The 25423-nt window shown below is 37.8% G+C and carries 23 protein-coding genes, 16 tRNA genes, 1 rRNA gene, 1 pseudogene and 1 riboswitch; of the genes and pseudogenes, 36 read left to right on the forward strand and 5 right to left on the reverse strand.

Features of this window, described 5'->3' with window-relative positions; genetic code table 11:
* The 22 genes from rrf to J2S19_RS20460 all read left to right on the forward strand — a co-directional run.
* A 5S ribosomal RNA gene (gene rrf, locus J2S19_RS20355) occupies window positions 1-103 on the forward strand; the annotation flags it as partial.
* A gap of 11 nt (window positions 104-114) precedes the next feature.
* A tRNA-Asn gene (locus J2S19_RS20360) sits at window positions 115-189 on the forward strand.
* A 4-nt stretch (window positions 190-193) separates the two neighbouring features.
* Window positions 194-285: transfer RNA gene (locus J2S19_RS20365), tRNA-Ser, on the forward strand.
* 23 nt (window positions 286-308) lie between these two features.
* Window positions 309-383: transfer RNA gene (locus tag J2S19_RS20370), tRNA-Glu, on the forward strand.
* 7 nt (window positions 384-390) lie between these two features.
* Window positions 391-466 (forward strand) — tRNA-Val (locus J2S19_RS20375).
* Window positions 467-611: 145 nt separating this feature from the next.
* Window positions 612-688: transfer RNA gene (locus tag J2S19_RS20380), tRNA-Met, on the forward strand.
* Window positions 689-692: 4 nt separating this feature from the next.
* Window positions 693-769: transfer RNA gene (locus J2S19_RS20385), tRNA-Asp, on the forward strand.
* 22 nt (window positions 770-791) lie between these two features.
* Window positions 792-864 (forward strand) — tRNA-Phe (locus J2S19_RS20390).
* A 173-nt stretch (window positions 865-1037) separates the two neighbouring features.
* Window positions 1038-1110, forward strand: a tRNA-Thr gene (locus J2S19_RS20395).
* Between the two features lie 15 nt (window positions 1111-1125).
* Window positions 1126-1209, forward strand: a tRNA-Tyr gene (locus tag J2S19_RS20400).
* Between the two features lie 4 nt (window positions 1210-1213).
* Window positions 1214-1287 (forward strand) — tRNA-Trp (locus J2S19_RS20405).
* Between the two features lie 19 nt (window positions 1288-1306).
* Window positions 1307-1382: transfer RNA gene (locus J2S19_RS20410), tRNA-His, on the forward strand.
* A 280-nt stretch (window positions 1383-1662) separates the two neighbouring features.
* Window positions 1663-1737, forward strand: a tRNA-Gln gene (locus J2S19_RS20415).
* A 68-nt stretch (window positions 1738-1805) separates the two neighbouring features.
* Window positions 1806-1880, forward strand: a tRNA-Gly gene (locus J2S19_RS20420).
* Between the two features lie 9 nt (window positions 1881-1889).
* Window positions 1890-1963, forward strand: a tRNA-Cys gene (locus J2S19_RS20425).
* 16 nt (window positions 1964-1979) lie between these two features.
* Window positions 1980-2068 (forward strand) — tRNA-Leu (locus tag J2S19_RS20430).
* Between the two features lie 18 nt (window positions 2069-2086).
* A tRNA-Leu gene (locus J2S19_RS20435) sits at window positions 2087-2168 on the forward strand.
* Between the two features lie 175 nt (window positions 2169-2343).
* Complete coding sequence (locus J2S19_RS20440; RefSeq protein ID WP_307345756.1) at window positions 2344-3336, forward strand: tyrosine-type recombinase/integrase; 993 nt, start codon at window positions 2344-2346, stop codon at window positions 3334-3336.
* 18 nt (window positions 3337-3354) lie between these two features.
* The gene (locus tag J2S19_RS20445; protein ID WP_307345759.1) at window positions 3355-3615 is read left to right on the forward strand and encodes a hypothetical protein; all 261 of its coding nucleotides are present in this window, start codon (window positions 3355-3357) and stop codon (window positions 3613-3615) included.
* A 132-nt stretch (window positions 3616-3747) separates the two neighbouring features.
* Window positions 3748-4719, forward strand: coding sequence for a helix-turn-helix domain-containing protein (locus tag J2S19_RS20450; protein WP_307345763.1), 972 nt, complete (start codon window positions 3748-3750; stop codon window positions 4717-4719).
* Between the two features lie 167 nt (window positions 4720-4886).
* Window positions 4887-5069 carry a hypothetical protein gene (locus tag J2S19_RS20455; RefSeq protein WP_307345766.1) on the forward strand — a complete coding sequence of 61 codons (183 nt, stop codon included), beginning with the start codon at window positions 4887-4889 and terminating at the stop codon, window positions 5067-5069.
* A 448-nt stretch (window positions 5070-5517) separates the two neighbouring features.
* Complete coding sequence (locus tag J2S19_RS20460; RefSeq protein WP_307345769.1) at window positions 5518-6099, forward strand: recombinase family protein; 582 nt, start codon at window positions 5518-5520, stop codon at window positions 6097-6099.
* Window positions 6100-6768: 669 nt separating this feature from the next.
* Here J2S19_RS20460 and J2S19_RS20465 read toward each other — a convergent pair.
* The gene (locus tag J2S19_RS20465) at window positions 6769-7218 is read right to left on the reverse strand and encodes a hypothetical protein (protein WP_307345770.1); all 450 of its coding nucleotides are present in this window, start codon (window positions 7216-7218) and stop codon (window positions 6769-6771) included.
* Window positions 7175-7666, reverse strand: a complete 492-nt coding sequence (locus J2S19_RS20470; protein WP_307345772.1) for a hypothetical protein — start codon at window positions 7664-7666, stop codon at window positions 7175-7177. Before J2S19_RS20470 ends, J2S19_RS20465 begins: the two co-directional genes overlap by 44 nt.
* 192 nt (window positions 7667-7858) lie before the next feature.
* Here J2S19_RS20470 and J2S19_RS20475 point away from each other — a divergent pair, with 192 nt between their 5' ends.
* From J2S19_RS20475 to J2S19_RS20520, 10 genes are all read left to right on the forward strand, one after another.
* Window positions 7859-8560 carry a hypothetical protein gene (locus J2S19_RS20475; protein WP_307345773.1) on the forward strand — a complete coding sequence of 234 codons (702 nt, stop codon included), beginning with the start codon at window positions 7859-7861 and terminating at the stop codon, window positions 8558-8560.
* A 360-nt stretch (window positions 8561-8920) separates the two neighbouring features.
* Window positions 8921-9157, forward strand: coding sequence for a helix-turn-helix domain-containing protein (locus J2S19_RS20480; protein WP_307345775.1), 237 nt, complete (start codon window positions 8921-8923; stop codon window positions 9155-9157).
* Between the two features lie 2 nt (window positions 9158-9159).
* The gene (locus J2S19_RS20485; protein WP_307345777.1) at window positions 9160-9282 is read left to right on the forward strand and encodes a hypothetical protein; all 123 of its coding nucleotides are present in this window, start codon (window positions 9160-9162) and stop codon (window positions 9280-9282) included.
* 39 nt (window positions 9283-9321) lie between these two features.
* A complete protein-coding gene (locus J2S19_RS20490; protein ID WP_307345779.1) occupies window positions 9322-10032 on the forward strand; it encodes a hypothetical protein in 711 nt (236 codons plus the stop codon).
* Window positions 10033-10920: 888 nt separating this feature from the next.
* The gene (locus tag J2S19_RS20495; protein WP_307345780.1) at window positions 10921-11160 is read left to right on the forward strand and encodes a helix-turn-helix transcriptional regulator; all 240 of its coding nucleotides are present in this window, start codon (window positions 10921-10923) and stop codon (window positions 11158-11160) included.
* Complete coding sequence (locus J2S19_RS20500) at window positions 11150-11494, forward strand: DUF2178 domain-containing protein (RefSeq protein WP_307345782.1); 345 nt, start codon at window positions 11150-11152, stop codon at window positions 11492-11494. The genes J2S19_RS20495 and J2S19_RS20500 overlap by 11 nt, the downstream gene beginning before the upstream one ends.
* 29 nt (window positions 11495-11523) lie before the next feature.
* Window positions 11524-12405, forward strand: coding sequence for an ABC transporter ATP-binding protein (locus tag J2S19_RS20505; protein WP_307345784.1), 882 nt, complete (start codon window positions 11524-11526; stop codon window positions 12403-12405).
* Window positions 12377-13102, forward strand: a complete 726-nt coding sequence (locus J2S19_RS20510) for an ABC transporter permease (RefSeq protein ID WP_307345786.1) — start codon at window positions 12377-12379, stop codon at window positions 13100-13102. Before J2S19_RS20505 ends, J2S19_RS20510 begins: the two co-directional genes overlap by 29 nt.
* A gap of 771 nt (window positions 13103-13873) precedes the next feature.
* Window positions 13874-14863 (forward strand): tRNA dihydrouridine synthase, encoded by a 990-nt coding sequence (locus J2S19_RS20515; protein WP_307345788.1) that lies wholly within the window; start codon window positions 13874-13876, stop codon window positions 14861-14863.
* 275 nt (window positions 14864-15138) lie between these two features.
* Entirely contained in the window at window positions 15139-16845 is a 1707-nt protein-coding gene (locus tag J2S19_RS20520) for a methyl-accepting chemotaxis protein (protein WP_307345790.1), read from the forward strand.
* Between the two features lie 370 nt (window positions 16846-17215).
* On the opposite strand, the gene J2S19_RS20525 is transcribed toward J2S19_RS20520, so the two are convergent.
* Window positions 17216-17467, reverse strand: coding sequence for a SunI/YnzG family protein (locus J2S19_RS20525; RefSeq protein ID WP_307345793.1), 252 nt, complete (start codon window positions 17465-17467; stop codon window positions 17216-17218).
* A gap of 237 nt (window positions 17468-17704) precedes the next feature.
* Here J2S19_RS20525 and J2S19_RS20530 point away from each other — a divergent pair, with 237 nt between their 5' ends.
* A complete protein-coding gene (locus J2S19_RS20530; RefSeq protein WP_307345795.1) occupies window positions 17705-18385 on the forward strand; it encodes a hypothetical protein in 681 nt (226 codons plus the stop codon).
* A gap of 573 nt (window positions 18386-18958) precedes the next feature.
* A riboswitch (cyclic di-AMP (ydaO/yuaA leader) is annotated at window positions 18959-19111 on the forward strand.
* A 117-nt stretch (window positions 19112-19228) separates the two neighbouring features.
* A complete protein-coding gene (locus J2S19_RS20535; RefSeq protein WP_307345798.1) occupies window positions 19229-20488 on the forward strand; it encodes a cation:dicarboxylate symporter family transporter in 1260 nt (419 codons plus the stop codon).
* Window positions 20489-20594: 106 nt separating this feature from the next.
* Here the strand turns inward: J2S19_RS20535 and J2S19_RS20540 are convergent, their stop codons facing one another.
* Complete coding sequence (locus J2S19_RS20540) at window positions 20595-21194, reverse strand: DUF1349 domain-containing protein (protein WP_307345800.1); 600 nt, start codon at window positions 21192-21194, stop codon at window positions 20595-20597.
* Between the two features lie 296 nt (window positions 21195-21490).
* On the opposite strand from J2S19_RS20540, the gene J2S19_RS20545 reads away from it, so the two are divergent.
* Window positions 21491-22633 carry a glycerate kinase gene (locus J2S19_RS20545; protein WP_307345863.1) on the forward strand — a complete coding sequence of 381 codons (1143 nt, stop codon included), beginning with the start codon at window positions 21491-21493 and terminating at the stop codon, window positions 22631-22633.
* 180 nt (window positions 22634-22813) lie between these two features.
* On the opposite strand, the gene J2S19_RS20550 is transcribed toward J2S19_RS20545, so the two are convergent.
* Window positions 22814-23680, reverse strand: coding sequence for an AraC family transcriptional regulator (locus J2S19_RS20550; protein ID WP_307345803.1), 867 nt, complete (start codon window positions 23678-23680; stop codon window positions 22814-22816).
* Between the two features lie 109 nt (window positions 23681-23789).
* Here J2S19_RS20550 and J2S19_RS20555 point away from each other — a divergent pair.
* Window positions 23790-24902 (forward strand): annotated as a pseudogene (locus J2S19_RS20555) (glycoside hydrolase family 88 protein).
* The last annotated feature ends 521 nt before the right edge of the window (window positions 24903-25423 follow it).

Consider the following 25423-nt stretch of genomic DNA (forward strand, 5'->3'; position numbering starts at 1 on the left):
GCGAAGAGGTCACACCCGTTCCCATGCCGAACACGGAAGTTAAGCTCTTCAGCGCCGATGGTAGTTAGGGGCTTCCCCTTGTGAGAGTAGGACGTCGCCAGGCTATTATATTATTCCGCAGTAGCTCAGTGGTAGAGCTATCGGCTGTTAACCGATCGGTCGTAGGTTCGAGTCCTACCTGCGGAGCCATTTTGGAGAGCTGTCCGAGTGGCCGAAGGAGCACGATTGGAAATCGTGTAGGCGGCGAAAGCTGTCTCAAGGGTTCAAATCCCTTGCTCTCCGCCACTACAATACATAATTAATAGATTGGCCCGTTGGTCAAGCGGTTAAGACACCGCCCTTTCACGGCGGTAACACGGGTTCGAATCCCGTACGGGTCACCATTCATACGGAGGATTAGCTCAGCTGGGAGAGCATCTGCCTTACAAGCAGAGGGTCGGCGGTTCGATCCCGTCATCCTCCACCATTAAATTTCATACTCATATTATCGCGGGGTGGAGCACGAACGAATAAGCTTCACTGAAAAGCTTCAGCACACCGATTGTAAAATCGGGGTGGTCAGTATAAGGTAATATCTATTAGCATAGAAAAACTTTGTATATTTTTATTATCGCGGGGTGGAGCAGTCTGGTAGCTCGTCGGGCTCATAACCCGAAGGTCGCAGGTTCAAATCCTGTCCCCGCAACCAAAATGGTCCGGTAGTTCAGTTGGTTAGAATGCCTGCCTGTCACGCAGGAGGTCGCGGGTTCGAGTCCCGTCCGGACCGCCATTTTATTTTTGAAATATATTTAGGCTCGGTAGCTCAGTCGGTAGAGCAATGGACTGAAAATCCATGTGTCGGCGGTTCGATTCCGTCCCGAGCCACCTTTTTTAAATTCTAGTAATTTATGCCGGTGTAGCTCAATTGGTAGAGCACGTTCGAATATGCTTCGAAGCTTTGCTTCAGCGCACAAATCGAGCCACTTCTTGAATAACCTATCTGAGATTTGGGTGACTGGTAAGAAAGAAAAAATTTATTTAAACAATTTAATTTATATGCCGGTGTAGCTCAATTGGTAGAGCAACTGACTTGTAATCAGTAGGTTGGGGGTTCAAGTCCTCTCGCCGGCACTGTTTCACGTATGTGGAGGGGTAGCGAAGTGGCTAAACGCGGCGGACTGTAAATCCGCTCCTTCGGGTTCGGCAGTTCGAATCTGCCCCCCTCCACCATTTTAGGGGCATAGTTTAACGGTAGAATAGAGGTCTCCAAAACCTTTGGTGTGGGTTCGATTCCTACTGCCCCTGCCAAGAAACATTCTAAATTATGGCGGTTGTGGCGAAGTGGTTAACGCATCGGATTGTGGTTCCGACATTCGTGGGTTCGATTCCCATCAGCCGCCCCATTTGTATAAAAGAATCAATATAAGTAAAATTATATATGTTGAGAGCATGTTGTCGACAATATCCTTTGATATTTACTGTCAGAAATAACTAATCTACAATCATGTAGGGTAAAATATCCAAATGGAACATCTATTGATAGTGTACTTATTTATTATATAAGTAAAACTTAGTAGTTGACGATATTTCGTGTTATTTCCTTGCAGAAATAACCCAAAATATCCTCTTGCGGTGAGTGTTCATGAAGCAAATTCAAAGAAGTATTTCATGAAGTTTATTCAATGGGCTATAGCCAAGCGGTAAGGCATCGCACTTTGACTGCGACATGCGTTGGTTCGAATCCAGCTAGCCCAGCCATTTTTTATTTCACTTTTTCAATTCTCTTGCATAGGCTAGAGTATAGAATAATATAAGTTAAATTGTTTGCGGAAGTAGTTCAGTGGTAGAACACCACCTTGCCAAGGTGGGGGTCGCGGGTTCGAATCCCGTCTTCCGCTCCAGTTTAAAATGGCGGCATAGCCAAGTGGTAAGGCAGAGGTCTGCAAAACCTTTATCACCGGTTCAAATCCGGTTGCCGCCTCCATTTAAACTACACCCTTGCCGGGGTGGCGGAACTGGCAGACGCACAGGACTTAAAATCCTGCGGTAGGTGACTACCGTACCGGTTCGATTCCGGTCCTCGGCACCATTTGTATTTTTAAGCTTTGCCAGTGTGGCGGAATTGGCAGACGCGCACGACTCAAAATCGTGTTCCCTCGGGAGTGTCGGTTCGACCCCGACCACTGGTATCAATTACGTTAGTTTTTATGCGTACAATAATTCGAGAATATTGCGTAATATCAAGCGTTTTCTACTACGGTAGAGGACGCTTTTTTTGTGTTTTCAGCGTGTAAATTTACCGTCTACTACTATGCTCTAATCGTATTCAGCGATTTACTACATAGCTAGGAGGTAAGGTACGATATGGCAAGACGTAGCAACGTATTAGACGAAGGCGAATTAGCTATTTTGCGCAAAAAAACAAAGTCGTATGTAGAAACGTTCGAAGACGCAATAAACCTCTTTTTAAAAGACTGCGAAATACGCAATCTTAGACCACATACTATACGCTTTTACCGTAACGAAATACAAACCTTTCTAAATCAGTTAGGAGAGCAGGAAATAAACGTTAGTGTATTAAAGCCCTACAATATTACAGACGAGCATATTAAAGAAAACGTTATTCTTTACCTGCGTAAGTATAAGGGCGCTAGAGTAGTCACAGTTAATACTAGGCTGCGAGCACTGCGAGCTTTCTTTAACTACCTTCACAAAGGTAAACATATACCAAAAAACCCATTCGAGAATATTAAACTACTCAAAGACCGTAAGCGCGTTATAGCGACTTTTACGAAAGAGCAGTTAAATAAGTTATTCAGACAGCCCGACCTAAAGACGTTTACAGGCGTTCGAGATTATACGATTATGCTGCTATTACTAGAGACAGGCATACGAGCTAACGAGGCGATAGGGCTAACGTTAGCAGATATTCGTTGGGAAGATAGCTTAATATGCGTAAGAAATGCTAAGAGCTATAGAGAGCGTTTAGTACCAATGCAATCGACTATGAAAACGCAGCTAAAGAAGTATATTGCGATACGAGGCTATGCAGAGACTGACGCACTATTTACTACTGTAGACAATACGCCTCTATCTAAGCGTGGGCTACAAAACAGAATAGAAAAGTATGGAGTGTTAGCAGACTTAAAGGGTGTTCGCTGTAGTTGTCATACGTTTAGGCATACTTTCGCAAAGTTAAGCGTGCAACAAGGCGCTAATATATTCGAACTGCAAACAATATTAGGACATACGAGTATGGAAATAGTGAAAACCTACGTTAATTTGTTCGGTACAGACGTTAGAGAACGGCATAAGGAATTTTCGCCTTTAAAGGTACTAGACAAAAGGAACATTTGAAAGGAGGCGCATATTTGTATGGCTACTATTGATACATTAACGATATTAGACGGATATATTGACGGAAAAGTATTTATGCTGCGAGGGCTAGCAGGCTACGCAGTAAAAAGCAGATATAACGTAGAGGGGATAAGCTCTCTCGCTCGTCTTATCGACAGCAGAGGCGAAGAGTTTATATTAACTATCGACAGAGAGAGGCAAGTAATGCTAACAGTAGCGCAGTCTTTGCAGCTACGTAAAGAATTATTAGCACTAGCAGAAGAATTAGAGGACAATTAAAAAACGGCAAAAGAAAAGCCTGCGCAGATAATACGCAGACAATACACTACTGCGCTCGCAACGCAGTACAATACAAACTTAACTACTTTCATTCTATCGAAAAAAATAAGAATGTACAAGGTTTATTAAGTATTGTCTTTTTTATGGCGCTCGCTTCTCTTATTACAGGAGAGAGTATATATGGCATTAGGAACATTGCGTAATTATTACTACGAGGAAATGAAAGAATATTCACAGTTTGAGAGTTTAGAGCAGTTTAACGAATATACGAAAAAGTTGCGTTATTTTTATATGGACAAGCTAAACGCTACAGACTTTACGTTAATAGACTACTTAGCTAAACACGCAGTAAAAGCAGCTAAGGGTGTAGCGTGCCCCAAAGTAGGAACGATAGCAAAGGCTATAGAGCGCAGTATCGACACAGTAGGGCGTATCGTTCGCAAGTTAGAAGGCTTAGGCATTATTAAGCGTGCCTACAATATGCGAACTAAAAAAGGTGGTAATGGGGCTAACTTTTACGTATTTCTAAAGGACGCTATTCCAACAGATACAGAGGCGCATACAGGGGCGAATATACAGGGGCGTAATAATTGGGAGAACATAGGCAGCCCTAAGAATGAAGACGCAAGTAGCAGCGATAAAACTAACATAGCTAGAAAGCTAGATAAAAATAATAATAAAATAATCGAAAAGACTACCGTACATAATTCAGAAACCCATCAACAGCTAGTAGACTGTGAAGTGTATAGCGATATACCTAATCTAATTCGAGCTAGTCTTAAACGCTTAGGTAATAATAAACTAGCCAATAACATATGGCGCAAGATAATTCAGGCTTATGTACGCTCTTCTTTATACGAGCACTTTAACAAACTAAGCACGCTGCAAGACCTGCTAAACGCTAGTAGTGACTTTTTACGCACGCTCTATACTAAAGTCCATAATGCGATATATGGTTATGCACATGGCGAAATACAGGATATTTACGGCTATATTTACAGAGTAGTTACGGACATATTCGAGGAGCAGCGAGCAGAACTAGACGCAGTAATAAGACGAGTAGCAAAACACCCTAGCTATCTCTATAATTGGCTAGAGGAGTAAAGGGATAAGTGTATACTTTTACGCATGTTGCATAAATACATAATTAACGCCCTATCGACAGGTAGTGTCTAATGTTACTGCGTTCTATTGGAACTCAGTTACCGAGCTATTTATTATTTTACGTGGTTGAGAGAGGGTAATATGTGAAGAGAGGAGGCTTGCTTGCCATGAATGTAGAAAGACCGTCATTTCTCGACAGCCCATACTTCTACTACGATATGGACGGTAGCATGTGCTTACGAGATGAAGCGCCAAAGGAAATACAGCGAGAGTTTAACAAATATAGGCGAACATACCGCGAATGGTACGAACAATGGGACGAGGGGCTACGTATTAAAGACGAAGAGTAGAACAAACGCTTGTTCACTTTAACGAACTAAAGTTTACGAGTAAATCAATGTAAACAATTCGATTTATTACTTTATCGCGTTAATGTATAGATGTATCAACGGTTACAGCGTTAGTTGAATGTTTACCGTTATTTACATATAAGACGATATAGGGAGTTACGTATACAGCCGCTGGTAGTCTCGGGCAGGGACGCCCTTCTATCCTCAGGGGGTACGCATTAAACTTGAACATTAATATTCAATAACTGCGCCACACCTACGGGCGCTTTTTATGCCTAGTATGTATCGAAAGGTATACGATTGATACACTATTTTCTGATAATTTTAATCGTTGGAATAGCAGCGTTTTAATATGCTTAAATGTGTATCGAAAGGTTGTATCAAAATAGATAACGTGATAGAATTAGTGTAACGAAATTAATTACGATACAGAGAGGAAATAATACATATGCTTTTTGGATATTGCCGTGTTAGTACGACAGGACAGAACCTAGCTACACAGCGTAAGTTATTGCGCCAGTATGATAACGAGATTAAGCTCGTAGAAGACAAGTCTACAGGTAAGAATATCGAGCGAGTAGGCTTACAAAAGCTGCTAGATACCGTTACAGAAGGCGACACAGTAGCAGTAACACGCATTGACCGTATAGCACGTAACACAAAAGACCTGTTAGGCATTGTCGAGCAGCTAAACGAGAAAGGCGTAAGCCTAGTAGTATTAGACTTTAAAGGCGAAAAGCTCGATACGTCCTCTTATGTAGGTAAATTCTTAGTAACCATGCTAGGCGCAGTCGCAGAGATGGAACTAAACATGCTAGCGGAAAAGCGCATGGAAGGTATGAAGAGAGCGAAAGAAGAAGGTAAACACGTAGGACGCAAGGCAGACTTAGACTTAGATAACGCAGCCGTACAGCACGCAATACGAGAGTATAAAGAGGACGTTATACCAGTAACTATGATATGCGATAAATACAATATTCCTAGAGTGAAATTCTACCGATTACTTAAACGGCACGGTATAACTCGATAGACCGCACAGGGCGCAGTATATGCGTTCTTTTTTATGTTTAATAGGCTTATAGTACAGGCATATACAGTCTCGTATAGGCTTACATATATGCGATAACATGCTTGTATATCACCACAATATGACGATTAAGTCAAATAGACGTAGTAACGCTACTCTATAGCTGTTTACAGGACGAAATAGGGCGGTCTGTATAGGTTTATACATGAGCGATTCTAGGACAACTAGAAGAGCTTACAGAGTGCGCAATATACGGTGATACAATACGGCAATATAAGGTATGATATACGCAATATACAGTAATAAGATAGGTACAGAAGCTAGTAGTTTAATGCGGAGATTATCGAAAGCAGGAGCGAATGCAGCAGCGTAGAAGTTTAGCATTCAATTATTATCTGAAATGTATTAGGAAAGTGTTGAGTAAAGTTTAGCCTCTTTTTACTTTACTAACAAAATAAAACGGGGAAGAAAAAACTACACAGAGAGCAATTTGTAACTGTATAAATGTTAATACTGAGTATGGGTAGCCCCAAGCTGTACTATGCGTGTGCCTACAAAAGTCTCATTAAAATTATAAGTAGTATTTTTGTAATCGATAGGTATTGGAAAACAAAAAGAGCTTGTAGCTAAAGAAACTACAGCGCTCTAGATTTATTATTATTAATTTGTTTATTAATCACTAAGAGCAATTCTCGCTATATCACCAATTTTAATAATTTTCTCTCCAGTTGTTCTACCTGTTATCTCATTCTTGTCTATATTGATTTTTTGTACTGTGGTTCTTGTTTCGGTTGTTCCATATAAACTAGGTATACCGCTAATAGCTGATACAGCTGATACACTAAGAGCCTTTTGCAACGCAGATGGTTTATTTATTTTTTCGGTTGCGATTTTTTTACACACTGAAAACTTTGGATATACCTCAGTTACTTCTAATCTATCTTTTATGAAATCAAGTGTTCCTAGATTGATATTATCATTAAAAGGGTCTAAAATTTTCTCACCTTCTAAGAATATTTCAATCTCATCTCCCATTGAAATATCATCAGAAAGTCCCCCGTTTATCACAAGACTATATTCATCGATTATCTTTATTACTCTGAACGTGGAATATTTGCTCATCAAAAGCCCTCTTTTCTTTATTAATAATTTCTAATGTTTTCTTTTTTACACTTCCCGCTTCATTCCTAATAACTTGGTTTTTCAGCCCTCTGTATGTATCTTTAACATGCACCTCATACTCAATTACCAAATCACTCAGTTCCTTTAAGTCATAATCAATAAAAAGTCTTCTTTTATGTACAAAATCGTCATAATTATTCAACTTGTGATTTAGAAACTCATTTTCGCCTCTTAATTTATTATTTTCGGTATTTAGGCTAACATTAGTAGTTTGGGTCTTATTGAGCTTAATTTGCAAAATTATTGCTTGTATTAAAAAATAAAGTCCAGCAAAAGAAATAGTAATTAAAATTTTCCAATTCAATGTTAAATTAGAAAAAAAGAAAGTAATAAGCCCAACAAATCCAGGTAATATAGTATAAAATAAAATACCTGTTTTTTGTTTCAATAAAGTCACCCCCCTCTATATAAATTAATGTTAATATTTAGTGGTTTAATTGTAACATGGGTGCTTAAAAAAATTGTAATAGAAAATATTAATATCTAAATCTAAGTGACTTAATAGAACCTTTACAAGATTTATAACTTAACCAGATTATAAAATTATCTGCGCCTATCCTTTTAAATGGGAGGTGTAGAATTGACTAAATTATATGAAATAGTCTCACTACAGCAGCAAGAGGTATTAAAGTCAAAAACGGAAACTAAGAAGGAAGGACTTGAGCATAGATGTAGGAAACGTCTTAGCATGGTTGATTACGTTTTACAGATAGAGAGCTTATGGGGAAAATACGCATATGAGCGTACAGAGCATGCGTTAGAAAGATTAATACGACACCTATCGCCAATATTAAAGATGAAAGCACATTCGTTAGGTAATCGTTGGAACAATAGTAAGTTAAGCGCAGCAGACTTCGAAAGTGTCTTTTATGAAACGACGTGGCAATTATGCGATAAGTACAATCACTACGGCGAGTTTTATTTTTATGAAACGCTACTACTATCATTAGAGCGAAGAGCTATAGACCTTACTAGAGCGCATACTAAAACGAAAAGAGGCGCTTTCGAAGTAGATATAAGACGGCTTAAAGAAGAGGCTGCGGAATACCTAGCGGACGAAAGTATAGACGTAGAAGGCAGCGTATTAGAAGGTCTGTTAGTTACGCAGCTACTTAATGATGTTACATTAACGATACAGGAACGACAGCTATTACAAGCTAAGTATGAATACCCTAACGCAAGTATGACTGAACTAGCTAAGGCTGCGAGGCTAAAACATCACGAAGAAGTAAGGCGTAGTTTTAAGCGAATAGGTAAAAAGATGGCGCACTATATTAATTAGCTGCGTTTTTTTATACTAATCAACAACTACATTATCTATAGAAATACTAATACACCTAGACTTAAAGGGCTTTTTCCCGTCCTAAGACGTTATTTTATTCGTTAGTTTAACATTACCTCGCACACTTTTTTAGATATTTTTATATAACCATAAAGTAAAAAAGTAATACTCTAGCATACAAGTAAATACACGTTATACATACCTATAGATAGGGGAAAAAAGCCCCGAAGTACTTAGAGAACTGCTAAAGCAAATCGACTAAGTACGAATATAGAGAGAGGTAGACCTAACACGTCGCACTCACTCTATTTTTATTTGTAGTAAATGTGGTTAAATGTACTACTTACAAGGAGGTAATGTATGGAAATAACGCCGAATATGTTAAAAATCATACGAGGAAGTACGGCACACTCCCAACTAGATATGGCTAATGCGCTCGGATATTCGCTAAGCATGATTGCGAAGGTCGAGCAAAACAAGCGCAAACTTAGTAACCAAGCGGTATTGCGTTTATTACACGTATACGAACTAAATACAGAAAAATTAGAACAAATTAGTCAAGCAGCAGCGGAGTATAAAAGGGCAGGAATCTTATAATCATGCAAAAAGAAAAGAAGCATGTAGAATACAATACGCCTAGATGGGTACGTAAACTACAACGAGAGCTAGGTCTAAGAAAGAGTAAAAAACAAGCAGCTACTAAGAAAGCAGGAAGCAAGTAAGCGGAAATTATCATATCACAATAACTAGGGGGATAAATTATGAATCATTTAGAGACTATTAAAGAGAATATTATCAAAGTACACGAACTACGTAGCAGCGCAGCTAGTATTATGCGTACGTTTCACATTTCACCATACCTAGAGCAGCGAGCAGCTATTAACGGTAATAGAGACTTGTCACACGAAGGCAAAGAGCGCAAGTTATCGGAATTACGCAGCAAATTCGAAGATGATGTAATGAAAGCTGCAAGCGATATGCAGCGAGTTAAGACAGACGCACTAAAGACAGTAGAGAACGCAGCACAACAGATACTAGTAGCGCCACTTGAAGAAGTTGACGAGACTAAGCAAAAGCTTTTTAATGATAAGTTAAGCGAGGTACAAGCGTCTGTAACCTTTTCTGTTAACTCTAAAAGCGCACTAGAGGCATTAAATAGCCTAGTAGATACGCAAGAGCCCGCACTAGCTAAGCAAGCTGCCGAGAAAGTATTACAACTTTCTAACGACGTACTAGCTATCGCAACATCAGAAGAGCGCCAACAAGTAAAAATGAAGCTTGGGCGACTACATTCAGAGTTATATGAAAAAGGGTTACCACAAGGTGCGCAAGAGGCTAAAGCAGCAATAGCAACGGCTAAAGGTCTTAACGAGGCTACATTATTCTCACCAATCGTTGTGGACGCTCTAGGTGGTTATAGTAGCACGCTAAAAGAATATGTAAATAAACCACAAGACTATACTAAAAAATAACGAAAACAGGCGCAGGGCTGTAGGCTTTGCGCTAACTTACATAAAATGTGTTGCGAATGAGATACGAAACTATTATAATAGACTATATTAAAATAAATCGTATGTAGTAATTAATAGTAGCGTAGTAGACGAAACACAATAAGCGTAGAATATTACGTAATATCTCGTACTACTAGCGTTAATTGAAATTCGCAGCACGACTCAAAATCGTGTTCCTTCGGGAGTGTCGGTTCGACCCCGACCACTGGTATAATCACAATCATTCAGTAGAATTTTGTCTATGACTATAAATTAAAATATAAAACGTCTCTACAGATTAATGTAGAGGCTTTTTTTGTGCTTTTAATTGCTTTTAAGCACGAGACATTATTCCTTCATATCCAATTATTCAATATAGGGAGAAATCGCAATTATTACATTATTGTTGACTTAGACTTATCGTCTAGAGAAAATGCATCGACAATTTTACAGCCTTCCGTATCGATAATGCTTCCTCTAAAATCGAGTGAATCAAACTCGTTTAGGTGTTTTCCACTCCTTATATGATTGTATTACAACACTTCTTAACATCTTCTCTTAATTCCTTAATCTCATCTGAAATATTGGACACCAAGATATTCTATATAATGAATCCTTGCGCTTTAAGGGGAATATTTCTTGAAATTCAACATGACATCAAAAAAATAAGGAGAAGCAGCTACAGTTTCTTCTAAATGAATGCTATGTAGAAAAAACATATTGAATAAGGTGTACAATATGTTCGAAAAAAATGGATATAAAAACCTGTATAAGTGAATAAATATTTTTTATAAGTTTATTATAAATTTGTATAAGTTTACTTTACTTTTGTACAGAACTATTTTATAATCTTATTAAGAGGTGATGAAAATGAAGGGTAACTTTGGTGATTCGATATCCAATAAGGTTTATGAGTATCGCGTGCTGGCCAGAATGTCTCAGCAAGAGCTGGCTGAGAAGGTCGGGGTTTCTAAACAAACAATTTTCGTTATGGAAAAAGGAAATTATGTTCCTACGTTACTCCTAGCTTATCGTATTGCGAATTTCTTCAAAGTGGATGTTAACGAAATTTTTACTTATGCGGAAGGAAATGATCAAAATGAAAATTGAGTCAATATCAAATACAATCTTTCATCCCTTAAAAACCTGGGCAGAAACATCAGCTGGTAATTGGAATATGCTTCTTGGTATCGGTATTTTAATGCTTTTAGTCGGTGCGATTCTGACATATGTGTTTCGTAAAAAGATGGGGAAAGCTGACGAAAGAACAAATCAGATATCGTTAAAAAGTACCCTCATTATGTTATGTGGAGTAATTTTATGCGATGTGATTTTCCCAAAAGAGTATATGTGGGAAATTTTCCTATTATTTAAATATTCCCTTGCTTTCTTAGCTGCAGGTGTCTATCTGGCATTTCGATATAAAAAAGACTTTTTAAATTAAATAACTTAGTAGGATAGGAGGATTTTAAAATGCAAGTAAATTCAATTATGAAGAAATATAGCGACTCTGTAGTTTTAAAAGGGGTGTCCTTTGATTTTAAACAAGGGGAAATCGTTGGTTTAATTGGAAGTAACGGAGCTGGAAAAAGTACATTAATGAAAATAATTGCTCAAACAATACAGACATATGATGGCTCTGTCGATGACAATACTCATGTCGGTTACTTGATTGAGGAACCAAAACTATACAGTAATAAGACCGGATTAGCACATCTAACCTATTTTTCGGAAATCTATGGGAATAAGTTTAATCTTAGCGAATACGAGGAACTTCTAAAGGGTCTACAATTAAGTGATGTATTAAAAAGAAAGGTGAAAGAATATTCATTGGGAATGCGGCAGAAGTTAGGGATTGTCATAAGTCTTTTGAATAAACCAAGATACGTTGTATTAGATGAACCAACAAATAGTATGGACATCGAAACATCCCTCGAAGTATTGCAACAATTAAGGAAAATGGCTAATGAGTGGAATGTCGGCATCTTAATTTCCAGTCATAAGTTAGAGGATATTGAAACTATCTGTGACCGCGTTTTGTTTTTAGAAAAAGGCAATATTGTCGGGGAACAGCAATTTAATGAACAGAGCCAGTATGTTGTAAAATTAGTTTTTGAAAATCCTACTGAACTAGCATTATTCATCGAGAATCAAAAATTCGGAAGTATCATTGACAGCAGTGAAAAAACAATTCAAATTGAAACGACAGCAGAGAATACAGAGATTTTCCAATTTCTGAATCAGTTAGGAATAAGGGTAACAGATTTTACTTCTGAGAAAAAAACACTTCGAAACGTCTATATGAACAAATTAAGGGGTGGTTATGATGATACTAAATATCAAAAGTTATGTTAATTACAATTTTAAAGAACTAGTTAAAAAGGGTTATCTAATTATTGGAATATTAGGAGCCTTAGGACCAGCATTACTTGTGAGTTACTTTATCTTATCAGAAACTACACCGTTTACCATAAAACATGTCTCCAATTTTTATTGTATGCTGGGTATGCTCGCGGCGGTATTACACCCACTTTACATTGTCAATAGGGATTACTCATCTAAGACCATCTCATTAATAAACAATTCCAAACAGAACAGAAAAAACTATGTAATCGCCAATATTATGATTGCACTACTTGTTAGTTTAGTTTATGTAATATTAGGAATAGGTTTACTACTAGTTGCACATCAACTTGGAGTGCCTGGGGAACTGAAGGTTTCCTTTCTTCTAGGATTCTTTGCTAATGTCTTTCTTCTAGTACTTACTTATTTCTTGTTCGGATATACTTTGTTACTATATGGTGTTCGTAGTGGTGCAGTATATGGGATTTTGACAGCAATGCTGCTATTTATCCATAATATTTTATCAAATATTTTGGGAGGGATTCAAAATGAATTTCTTTCAGGGCTAATTGAAAATTTCCCTGGATACTTCTATCCAGTTATGGTTGGCTCAAACCCTCTTTCACTTTTACAATACACCATCGGTTGTCTCACCTTAATCGTACTTATTGTACTCGTTCTAAGAAGAAGTAATAAAATTGAAATATAAAATATGACTTCATTTTTTAACTGAAAGCCGTGTTATAAAGATAACTACTAAACAAATAGAATTTCCTATGCATCCGAATTTATCCGGTAACATTTGGATATCTAGTTGCACTGGTTGTCTAGTAGCCGTCATTGTTGGGCTTCTTTTACACAAATATCTCTTTAAGAAATAAGCTTTAAATATAGTTTTTAAAAAGGGACATTATAACCTGTATATATAGTGAAAAGACAATTATCGTAAGTGAAAAACACTCAGAGATTAATATTTGTGAGTGTTTTTTGCTTGCTAAATAATTTGTTAGGTAAATAACATCTTTCTTTTTTATCCTGAGCGAAAATCTTGAACGATGTATTCATTAAAGTGAAATACTACCTTCACTTTCCAATTCCTCACCCAATTATTTTCAACGACAAAAACATCACATTTGAAATTTTTCCACTCCAATTTTTATACTCATAAATAATAGGTTAATATTCAGTATAAGCCGATGACTGGTACAGTTTCGCTTATAATAGAAAATATATGACGAAATAACATGGCAGAATGTGGCTCCATTTTTGGTATGAATAAAAACAGAACCGTAAATGGCAATTTTCCTTTTAAAGTATAAGTTTTACCTTTGCATTTTTTATATGAAAATAGTAAAGTTTATAATGTTCAAATTGTACTATTGTTTATTAAAATCGCATGCAAAAATGTAGAGAAAAAGAACAGTTATCATTTTTGCCTCTTAATATTGGATGAATTTATACTGAGAGGATATGAGTTAATATGAAAGATAATTTTTGGCGTGAATTGCCACGGCCATTTTTTGTATTGGCACCGATGGAAGATGTGACGGATGTTGTGTTTCGTCATGTCGTGAGTGAGGCAGCTCGTCCTGATGTGTTTTTTACAGAGTTTACAAACACGGAGAGCTTTTGTCATCCGGATGGGAAGCAAAGTGTCCGTGGACGTTTGACCTTTACAGATGATGAACAACCGATTGTTGCGCACATATGGGGGGACAAGCCTGAATATTTCAAACAGATGAGTATTGGAATGGCGGAGCTAGGGTTCAGAGGTATAGATATCAATATGGGATGTCCTGTCGCGAATGTGGCTTCTAAAGGAAAGGGAAGTGGCCTTATCCGTCGTCCAGAGGTTGCTGCCGAGATTGTCCAAGCGGCCAAAGCGGGAGGCTTACCTGTAAGTGTGAAGACTAGACTTGGTTACACGGATGTAGATGAATGGAAGGAATGGCTAGCACATATTTTAAAACAAGACATTGCGAATCTTTCCATCCATCTACGCACTAGAAAAGAAATGAGTCAAGTAGACGCACATTGGGAGCTCATTCCAGAGATAAAAAAATTGCGTGATGAGATTGCACCAGATACGCTTTTAACAATCAATGGAGATATTCCAGATCGTGAAACGGGTATGAAGCTTGCTGAACAATATGGTGTTGATGGGGTGATGATCGGCCGTGGTATATTTAAAAATCCATTTGCGTTTGAAAAAGAGCCGAAAGAGCACACTAGTAAAGAATTACTTGATTTATTAAGGTTGCATCTGGACCTTCATGATAAATATTCTACAGATCTAGAACCGCGTCGATTTAAACCACTACATCGCTTCTTTAAGATTTATGTGAAAGGGTTCCGTGGCGCTAGTGAACTGAGAAACCAATTGATGAATACGAAGTCTACGGATGAAGTACGTGAATTACTAGATACCTTTGATTATAATGTTGAGGATGCGGAACTCGAAACTAAATAAGAATAAACACATAAAGCTCAGTAATGTTGCTATGCAACGCTGCTGGGCTTTTTTATTTTTTTTACAAGTCAATTCGTATAACTCCTCGATGATTGTGTCTCACATCCATTCTCCCCTTTTACAAACATTAAATAAATATCGTATTGGTAATATTTACAGTGTTTGAAAGCCTCTAAATAAGTAGTAGTTATCCCGATATTAAATAAGGAGTAAAAAGCAACAAGGTAATAAAGTTTGTAGAGCAGATACAAAATAGGGAAAGGAATCATGAAATAATGAAAATCAAAAACTTCAAGATTGGAACAAAAATAAATCTATTGATTATAGGAGTTATCCTATTTTTATCAGTCATTATTGGAATTGTTACTGGAGTTCAAGTAGATAAAGCAATGAATAATGTCTTTTCGGACCGAGTAAAAGTCGTTTCAGAGCTTAGCTATAACTGGCTGGATGAAACGTATGACGGGGATTGGAGTCTTAAAGATGGTGAACTTTACAAAGGTGATGTAAAGATTAATGATAATCATGAGATTATGGATAAAATAGGGGAGATTACAAAAGGAGTAGCAAATGTCTTCCAAGGAGATACAACAGTTGCTACAAATGTTGTAGTAGATGGAGAGAGACGTGTTGGTCAAAAAGCAGCTCCTGCAATATCCGATGTTGTCCTGAATTCAAAGGAGGAATACCTCGGTGAAGCCGACATCTCAGGTGAGAAATACTTAACACTATATATGCCGATTAAGAATGGTGATGGCGAGATTATTGGGATGTGGATGGTAGGTCCTAAAATTAATGTGATAACTGAAACTGTACAGTCTATCTTATCGATACTTAGTGCTATTATCTTCATCTCAGGTATTATCGCTGTAATCTACAGCATCATTTTCACAAAGAAAATAGTACGTCCTATTAAAACTATCAATAACCAGCTAAAAGAAATATCTGATGGAGAAGGAGATTTGACGAAGGAGCTTTCTATCGATTCACGCGATGAAGTTGGGGAATTAGCAAATTCCTTTAATCGCATGATTGGAAGCTTACGTACGATGATAAGTCAAGTTGGTGCAACTTCAAATGAAGTAACTGCCTCTTCTGAGGAATTATCAGCAAGTGCAGAACAAACTTTACAAGCAACAGGACACATTGCATCTTCTATTCAAGAGGTAGCTAGTGGGGCAGAAATGCAGGAGCAAGGTGCACTTGAAAGTTCACAGACAATGAAAGAGATGGCTATAGGAATCCAACAAGTAGCAGAAACAACCTCGACTGTTTCTGATTTAGCTACGGAAACGAATCAAAATGCTCATCTTGGTAATGAATCGATTCAAAAAGCGATCAAACAAATGAATGAAATCCATTCATCTGTAAATAATTCAGCAGCAGTTATTAAAAAGCTTGGAGACCAATCAAATCGCATTGGTACAATTACAGAGGTCATTACCGGAATTGCTAATCAAACAAACCTATTAGCATTAAATGCTGCAATCGAAGCAGCGCGAGCAGGAGAGCATGGAAAAGGCTTTGCTGTAGTCGCTGAAGAGGTAAGAAAACTAGCTGAGCAATCAAAGGATTCAGCGGACGAAATAACTAGCTTAATTAGTCAAATTCAAGTCGATACAACACATGCTGTAGACTTAATGGACAAAGGAGCTGTTGAGGCATCGTTAGGTATGGACGTTATTCACGAAACGAGCGAAGGCTTCCAAAAAATTCTCCAATCAATTGAAGAAGTGACTACACAAATTCAAGAGGTCTCTGCTGTAACGGAGGAAATGTCTGCAAGTATAGAAGAAGTTAATGCAATGATGGAAGAAATGGCTCATATATCTCAAGACTCTGCAAACAATACACAAAATGTCGCTTCTGCTGCAGAAGAACAGATGGCATCAATGGAGGAAATTACTTCATCTGCTGCATCACTATCTAAGATTGCGGAAGACTTACAAAAGCTTGTCAATAAATTTAAAGTGAACGAATAGAATAAATTTTTAGAGAGGCTGAGACAAAAGGTTTTAAAGACAAGAAAAATACGAACTATTAGATGAGATTTCAATACAACCTTCGTGTTGTTTTTACAGGGTAGACGTTCTGGTTGATTTCCGCTACAGTACTCGCTTTCCGCGGGGTGGGTGGTGAGCCTCCTCGGAGTAAACTCCTGTGGGGTCTCACCTCTCCCACGCATCCCGCAGGAGTCTCGCACTTCCGCTCCAATCAACCTTTACAGAATTTGAACATTGAACCCCTAAAAACAATGTTCGTATTTAACTATGGATTTTTTGTTATGTCCCAGCCTCTTTTTATTTTCGTCTTGTACGAATAAAAATTATAAGGAATTGCACTAGGTTCCTTTTATGACAAGAGCTTATTTATGATGGACGTAGCATTTGTAGTGTATAGAATATAAGTCTTTGTCTTCGTCTTAATAACGACTCTATCTGTCGTTGCATAGGGTGTACCAATTCTAATGGCTTCTTTTTTCCCACCACCATATGTGTCGTCTAAAGATACATTGATTATTTCAGATGTGGGAATTTCTACCTTTGATAATTGCCACTTAATTATTACTATGTCATTCGTTTTTTTAACATTAATACCTAACATCATATACAACACCTTTTTGCCAAAATAAAAATTGCAATTGGTTCTACATACTTATACGACTCATACTTTGTTAAAGTTTCGTTTCAATGAGTTTTTAACAGACCTTGACTAATAAATAAGCGTTTTGAAAGGTGTATAAAATCACACTATCTAGTTCAGATTAAAGGGAAATCACTTGTGATTATGTTTGTAAGATTTAGCATATCCGAAATCAATAATGAATAAGGAGGAGTTTTTTTGAAAAAGTTAATCATTTTGTTTATTGCTTTACTGTTGCTCGTTTTAACCGCCTGTTCAGATAATGAAAATCGGACTAATGAGGAAAAGCAAACTACCCAAGAAAAGGATACTACTTCAAAAAGTGATGCTGCTGAGGAAGAGGATATTACTCAAGAAAAGAACGAAGATACTAATCAACAGAACGTCGATGTCGATAAAGGGCTTTTAAATGTAGAAATAACTTTGCCAGCTACAATGTTTGAAGGGCAAGATATTGAGAGTGTTATTTCAGATGCTAAGAAAGAGGGAGTAAAAGAGGTCGTAAAGAACGATGATGGATCGCTCACATATAAGATGTCTAAACAAAAACATAAAGAAATGTTGGGAGAGTTAGAAGCTGAGGTAAATAAATCAATTGAAGAAACGAAGAATAGTGAAGAATATAAGTCAATTAAAGACATTACTCATAATGATGCACTTACTGAATTTACGGTTGTTGTTGATAGAAATGCTTATGAAAACAGTATGGACGGTGTAGCTATACTCGGATTAGGAATTTCAGGAGCAATGTATCAGACCTTTGCAGGTGGTGTACCAGATAGTCAAAATGTGACCATTTCGATAATGGATGAGACTACTCAAGAAGTTTTTGATAAAATCACTTATCCAGATGATTTAGAACACGATAATGAAAAGTAATTCTAATAAAGGCATATAAAAAATAAAGTTAAAGACCATTTTGGCTAGCAAATTGGTCTTTACTTTTTTAAAAGGCTCTTTTCTAAAAGATTGTGGTTTTTTGCACTAACCTTTTTTAGGGTTTGTTGGAGCGGAAGTGCGAGACTCCTGCGGGAAGCGTGGGAGAGGTGAGACGTGGGCAAGCGTTTACGCTGAGGAGAACGAAAAGAGTAGGCGGCTTGCCCATCGACGTACAAACTGGAGGGGCATCGACTGAGATAAAGGAATCACGATGAGCCGTATAGCGAATCGATGATGACTTATCGTAGGGAGATGACCTGAAGTTTGCTTGTTCGTGCCGCAAGGAGCTATGAGGCTCACCACCCACCCCGCGGAAAGCGAGTACTGTAGCGGAGACAAAGCCTAGACGACAACTCAGTTAAAAGCAACAATGTTTACGAAAACAGCCTTTTAAAAAGAGAATAATTGGGAAATAATAAAAGAAAAGGATTCGTGATTATCATGCTCATATAAAATTATTTCGAAATACTAAAATCTTTACTAACCTAGCTAATAAATGATAAAATTCATTATGTTCATTTTTTGCTTAATCTTATCATAGAGCGGGGGACCCAAACGGTATATGCGGCGATCACCGCTATTGGTGAGTTCTTTAATTAGAAGGGGCTGTTGTTTCCTATAGTCCTAACCTGAAAGCTAACCTCGTAAGCATTGGAGAGGAAACAGTATGATAGAATAACAATTCGGCGTCAGCCGTTTTTTTTGTGTGAAAAATATCGTATCTAATTGTTTCCCTTACCTAAAAGAAATTTGTATCTAGCAACAAGAAGGTGGGGTAATTTTATGAAGAAATTTAGATTAAGTTTAGCGAGTCAAATTTTTATCGGTTTAATACTAGGTATTATCATCGGTGGTATTTTTTATGGAAGTGAGACGGCACAGAGTATTTTACAGCCATTAGGTGATTTATTTATCCGATTAATCAAAATGATTGTTGTTCCGATCGTTCTATCTAGCATTATCGTAGCGATCGCTGGTGTCGGTGACTTGAAATCGGTTGGTAAGTTAGGTGCGAAGTCTCTTACGTACTTTATCGGGATGACCTTAGTGGCAATCGCAGTCGGTCTTATCTCAGCAAACATTTTTCAGCCTGGTGCCGGTCTAAATATGAACAACCTTGAGCATACAGATATATCAACATATGTTGAAACTTCGGAGAGTCAGGAAGGGAAATCAATTTCAGATACACTTCTGCATATTGTTCCAACAAATCCAATTAGTGCAATGGTTGAAGGAGATATGCTCGCAATAATTTTCTTTGCTGTTGTATTCGGTCTTGGGATTGCAGCGATTGGGGAGAAAGGAAAACCAGTTCTCCGTTTCTTTGAAGGTACAGCAAGTGCAATGTTTTATGTGACGAACTTATTTATGAAATATGCACCAATCGGTGTTTTCGCTCTTATTGGTGTAACGATTTCTAAGTACGGTTTTGCATCACTTATTCCGTTAGGTAAGCTAGCTCTTACTGTTTACGGAACAATGATTTTCTTTGTCCTTGTCGTTTTAGGCATAATGGGGAAAATTGTTGGATTTAGTATTTTTAAATTATTAAAAATGATAAAAGAAGAATTAATCTTAGCCTTTTCTACATCTAGCTCGGAAACCGTTCTTCCGAGAATTATGGACAAGATGGAGGAAGCGGGAAGTCCGAAGCATATTGCGACTTTCGTGATTCCGACAGGTTATTCTTTTAACTTAGATGGTTCTGTGTTATACCAAGCGATCGCATCATTATTTATTGCGCAAATGTATGGTATCGAGTTGAGCATTGGCCAACAAATTACGCTAATGTTAGTGCTAATGATAACATCGAAAGGAATGGCCGGAGTACCTGGAGTATCCTTCGTTGTACTATTAGCGACATTTAGTACAATTGGTTTACCTGCAGAAGGCTTAGCGATTATTGCCGGTATTGACCGTATTCTTGATATGGGACGTACGGCAGTTAATGTCGTAGGTAATTCATTAGCAGCCATTGTCGTTGCGAAATGGGAAGGGCAATTTAATCCTCCTGTTGAAAGTAACGATGTTCAAGAGGCTTAAGGTAGGAAAAAGACTTTCAACGTTCCATGTTGAAGGTCTTTTTTTTGTAGCAATAATTATGTAAGTGGTAACTTTTCTGGATGCACCTTACAATCTAGTTTCTTCGTTAAGCACCAGCTCGAATGTTTGAAACGGTTTTATGAACTAAGGAAAAGTTTTTAAACATGCGGTCTCCGCCATTTCCTATCGGTGCTTGTGCAACTAACCCAACTTTTATTGTCTCATCAACTGGTAAACTGAAAAAACGCATCATATCAAATGTAACCCCGTCTAAAGAATAATGAAAAGAGAAGGCATTACCGACTCTCGCAACTTGTAGCCACACAGTATCACCTTTAATGTTGCAGCCATTTGCATCATCTGAAGTGTGATTGGTAACAACACTCACGACCGCATGTGTATCAAAATCTGTTTTTTCGAAGCATGCTTTAGCCCATATGTTATCATCTTGCATAATCATAATACATGCTGCATCATACATATCTTTTAATTCATGTGAAACTTGAACTCGCATAACAAAGTCTCCACTTACTTCAGTATAATAAAATGGGGCATTCATAAGATTTTGCGGTGATGCACCTGATTCTGATACAACACCATTATTACAGAAAAAGTCACTTTTGGCTGGTGCTTCAATTGTCAGAGTATCTTGCTGAAATTCCGCATTACTTTCGTTCATCCATTTAAATTGATGATTGCTTAACATTTTATTACCCCTTTCAAATTTGGATTTCAAACGATTCTTCGGGTTAGGGAATGAGAGAATTTACTAAAAATACAAAAATAAGGATTGTGCTATTTTCATAGTATAGGTTATAGACATCAAGTACAAGATTTATAAATAATAAGTTTGTATTAATGCATTAAAGCATTGGGGGACAAACATTGGGGGACAGTCCCCCGACAATTTAAAGTATTAATGCAGTGAGGGACAGTCCCTCACTTTTTTAAAGCGTTAAAGCGTTGAGGGACTGTCCCCTGAAGGGGGAGAGAACAATCGCTATCAAAAAAATTGTAATTGCACCGGATTCTTTTAAGGAAAGTATGACTGCTAAACAAGCTGCAGAGGCTGTAAAGAGAGGTTTTGAATCCATTTACAAAGGGTCCGTTGTCTATGATTTGATTCCAATGGCAGATGGTGGGGAAGGCACAATCCAATCGTTAGCTGTCGGACTAAACGGTAGCCTACACGAAAAGGTAGTTACCGGTCCTTTAGGTGAACCTGTAAAGGCAAAGTATGCGATATCAGGGGATCAATCAACAGCAATTATTGAAATGGCGGAAGCCTCAGGACTTGCACTCGTACCTTATGAAAAACGTAATCCATTAAAAACAACAACTTATGGAACCGGGGAATTAATAAAAGCAGCCCTAGACCATGGTGTATCGAAAATCATCCTCGGCATCGGTGGAAGTGCGACAAATGATGGTGGCGCAGGAATGATTATGGCATTAGGTGGAGTGCTTTATGCAAAAGACGGAAACAGCATAGCTAGAGGTGGCGAGGCACTACAAGAGCTTGTCAAAATGGACTTAACGAACATGGACCCCCGCTTAAAACAAGTGAGGATAGAAGTGGCTTGTGATGTTGACAATCCATTATTAGGACCAAGAGGGGCAAGTGCAGTATATGGACCACAAAAAGGAGCAACGCCTGAAATGGTCGAGCAACTCGACAAAGCGCTAGCAAACTATCATGATGTCATGAAACGAGCAACTGGAAAAGATGTGAAAACAACACCAGGTGCTGGCGCCGCAGGTGGAATAGGAGTAAGTTTACTAGCATGCTTAGATGCAAAGCTAGTGCCGGGAATTGATATCGTATTAAAACATACGAACTTTGCTGAGCGTGTAGCGGATGCAGACATTGTCATAACAGGTGAAGGAAAAATTGATAGCCAAACAACTTATGGGAAAGCTCCTATTGGTGTTGCAAAATTGGCAAAAAAATATAGTGACGCTACGGTAATTGCCATTTGTGGTACTCTAGGTGATGGGCATGAAATCGTCTTTGAACACGGCATAGATGCCGCATTTAGTATTGTTAGAGGCCCATGTCAAATCGAAGATGCTATCAAAAATGCCCTGGAAAACTTAGAAGCCACAGCACGAAATATTGCACGAGTGATGAAAATAGGAATCTAGTAGCGGGTTAATACGGATTTTTTTATGAAAATGGCAATAGTAAGAGTGTGGGAATGTATAAACTACCAGGATACGAATTTATTAACTAAAAACAAATGAAGTGTTATTAACTCTCAATTCCAATTCAGAAAGCAGTGCGAAACCATTTTTCAAATCGCACTGCTTTTAATCATGTATTAACTACATCACTTGATGTGAAATACGATGCTGGTGTGGCGTTGTGCCGACCGTTTTTTTAAATAGATGAATAAAATAAGATACATTGCCAATCCCGACTTGCTCAGCGATTAATTCAACAGAGTCATTCGTCATTTGTAGTAAATGACAGGCCTGTTTCATTCTACGAACTGTCAAGTATTCTGTAAGGCTACTACCGGTTTCCCTTTTGAAAATCCTAGAAACATAAGGCTTTGAAAGATGAAGCGTTGATGATAGCTTTTCCAAGTCAAAGGGTTCGTTGTAGTGATTCCCCATCCATTGCATGATAGTTTCCGAATAACGTAGTGAACGTTGCATGCTTTGATGAGATAAAGCCTCTGCATTATCTGTATTTAAACGGATACAAGACAGGATTTGCATGAGAAATAGTTGACATTCCTCATCCCAATTTTCGGTTATTACCGATTGATTAAAAGCATCAATCATTTCAGAAACATAATTGAAATGATTCGATAAATCGAAGGCTTGTTTCTCATAAATTCCATTTTGCAAACGATTAAATAACGTATTGATACTAGGGAATATGTGTAAGTTCTTCGCTTGTGAAATTGGATCAAAATGTAGGATGCTTCGTTCATAGGGGGTCTGAGAAGATACTTCCACATGTACTTTATGTAACTGAAAGGGTTGGAAAAAGAAGAGCATCCCCGGTTTCAATTCATAGGTATGTTGGTTAACAATGACCCGGCCTTGTCCACGATGAACAAATAAAAACTCACCGCCTTGATGCCAATGGTAAAACCCTCTAAAGTCTCTGTCGGATATCCGACGGTAAATCCACTGAAAAGGCTTTAAATCAAATAGAATAGATTCAAATAAACGATTCATATTCCCCTCCTAACAGAACAACAGAACCATATTTTTAGTTATTATACAACAACTTTATAATCTTGAGTGACGTTATACTTTAATTATTAACTGATACAGGAGGGCAATCATGCATAACTTCAATCAACAAAAAATCTTAAAAAGGCTTGAAGTGAAAGTAGAGCGTATGGTAGAGCAAATCGGGGATAAATCACCACATGTGGCGAGAGCTGATGGAGTGTACGACGATATGCCTCATGACTGGTGGACATCAGGCTTTTGACCGGGTCTATTGTGGGTAATGTACGATATGACCGATAATGAGAAGTTTAAGACGGCTGCAATGGATTGGGATGAGGAACTACGAAAGTGTTTTTCTCAGCATCCTAACGAACTGTATCATGATGTCGGTTTTCAATTTTTACTTACTGCTGTATTGAAGCATGAAATCCTGGAAAATGAGAGTAGTCTCGGTATCGGATTGGAGGCTGCCAACTATTTGGCCGGGCGTTTTAACCCGGTTGGAAAATTTATTCGCGCTTGGAACGGTGATAAAATCGGCTGGGCAATTATCGATTGTATGATGAACCTGTCGCTGTTATTCTGGGCAAGCCGTGTAACTGGTGATCCGAGATATAAACATATTGCTACTATTCATGCAGATACGACGCTAGAGTATGGGATTAGAGAAGATGGCTCGGTATGTCATATTCTATCATTTGATCCTGAAACAGGTGAATTTATTGAATCAATTGGTGGTCAAGGAAACGCACCGGACTCTGCGTGGAGCAGGGGAAATGCATGGGCGATTTATGGATTTGCCAATGCATACCGACATACAGGAGATTCCCGTTATTTACAAGCAGCAAAACGCGTCGCACACCATTTTATCGCCGCTCTTTCAGAAGACTATATCCCATATTGGGACTTCCGAGTAGATTCTATCGAAAATGAACCAAGAGACAGTTCTGCAGCAGCAATTGCAGCTTCTGGATTGTTAGAGATTGCTGAATTGCTACCTAAAAATGAAAGTAGAATCTATGCAGATGCAGCAATAAATATATTAAATTCTTTAACTGAAAACTATGGAACATGGGACAAACCAGAGCATCACGGTATTCTAATAGAAGGAACCGGACATAAACCGGCTAATGAGAATATTAATGTTTCACTTATTTATGGTGACTATTATTATATTGAAGCGATAGCAAAGCTTAATGGGTGGAAACGACGAATCTTTTAATAGTAGAAGCTTTCTAATAGAGTCTTACAATTAGGAAGCTTCTTTCCTTATATTTTTTTATGAGTTAGCTTTGTGTATGAATTAGTTCAAGGTCTGTTATTGTACTTATTTTGTTATACATATAGAGCAACACAATATTTTGGATATTCAAATAAAATTTAGTGATATGAAGGGAGATTTCTGAAAGTCCCCTTATTTACATCATACATTTAAAAAACTGAGAATGTATGAATTAATGGAAATAAATGATTGGGTCAGCTCTATTACTTTATATTTCAACATATAAACATAATAGGGGGATTATCAGTTGATAAACTCCTAGTAATAGAAAACTAGTAAGATGTGAGTGAAATAAGGTGGAATCGAACTCAGAATTATTATAATAAAGATTCCTTGAGAGTTGGCGGAAGCTTGAGACTTTTGTGTGGGAAGAAACGCAATGAAAGAGCCACAGCTTGTGCTAAGTATGCTCACAGACTTGGAAGATAATATAACCAATAACGATAACTCTGGAGGCTAAA

The organism is Metabacillus malikii, from assembly GCF_030813355.1.
Lineage (GTDB): Bacteria > Bacillota > Bacilli > Bacillales > Bacillaceae > Metabacillus > Metabacillus malikii.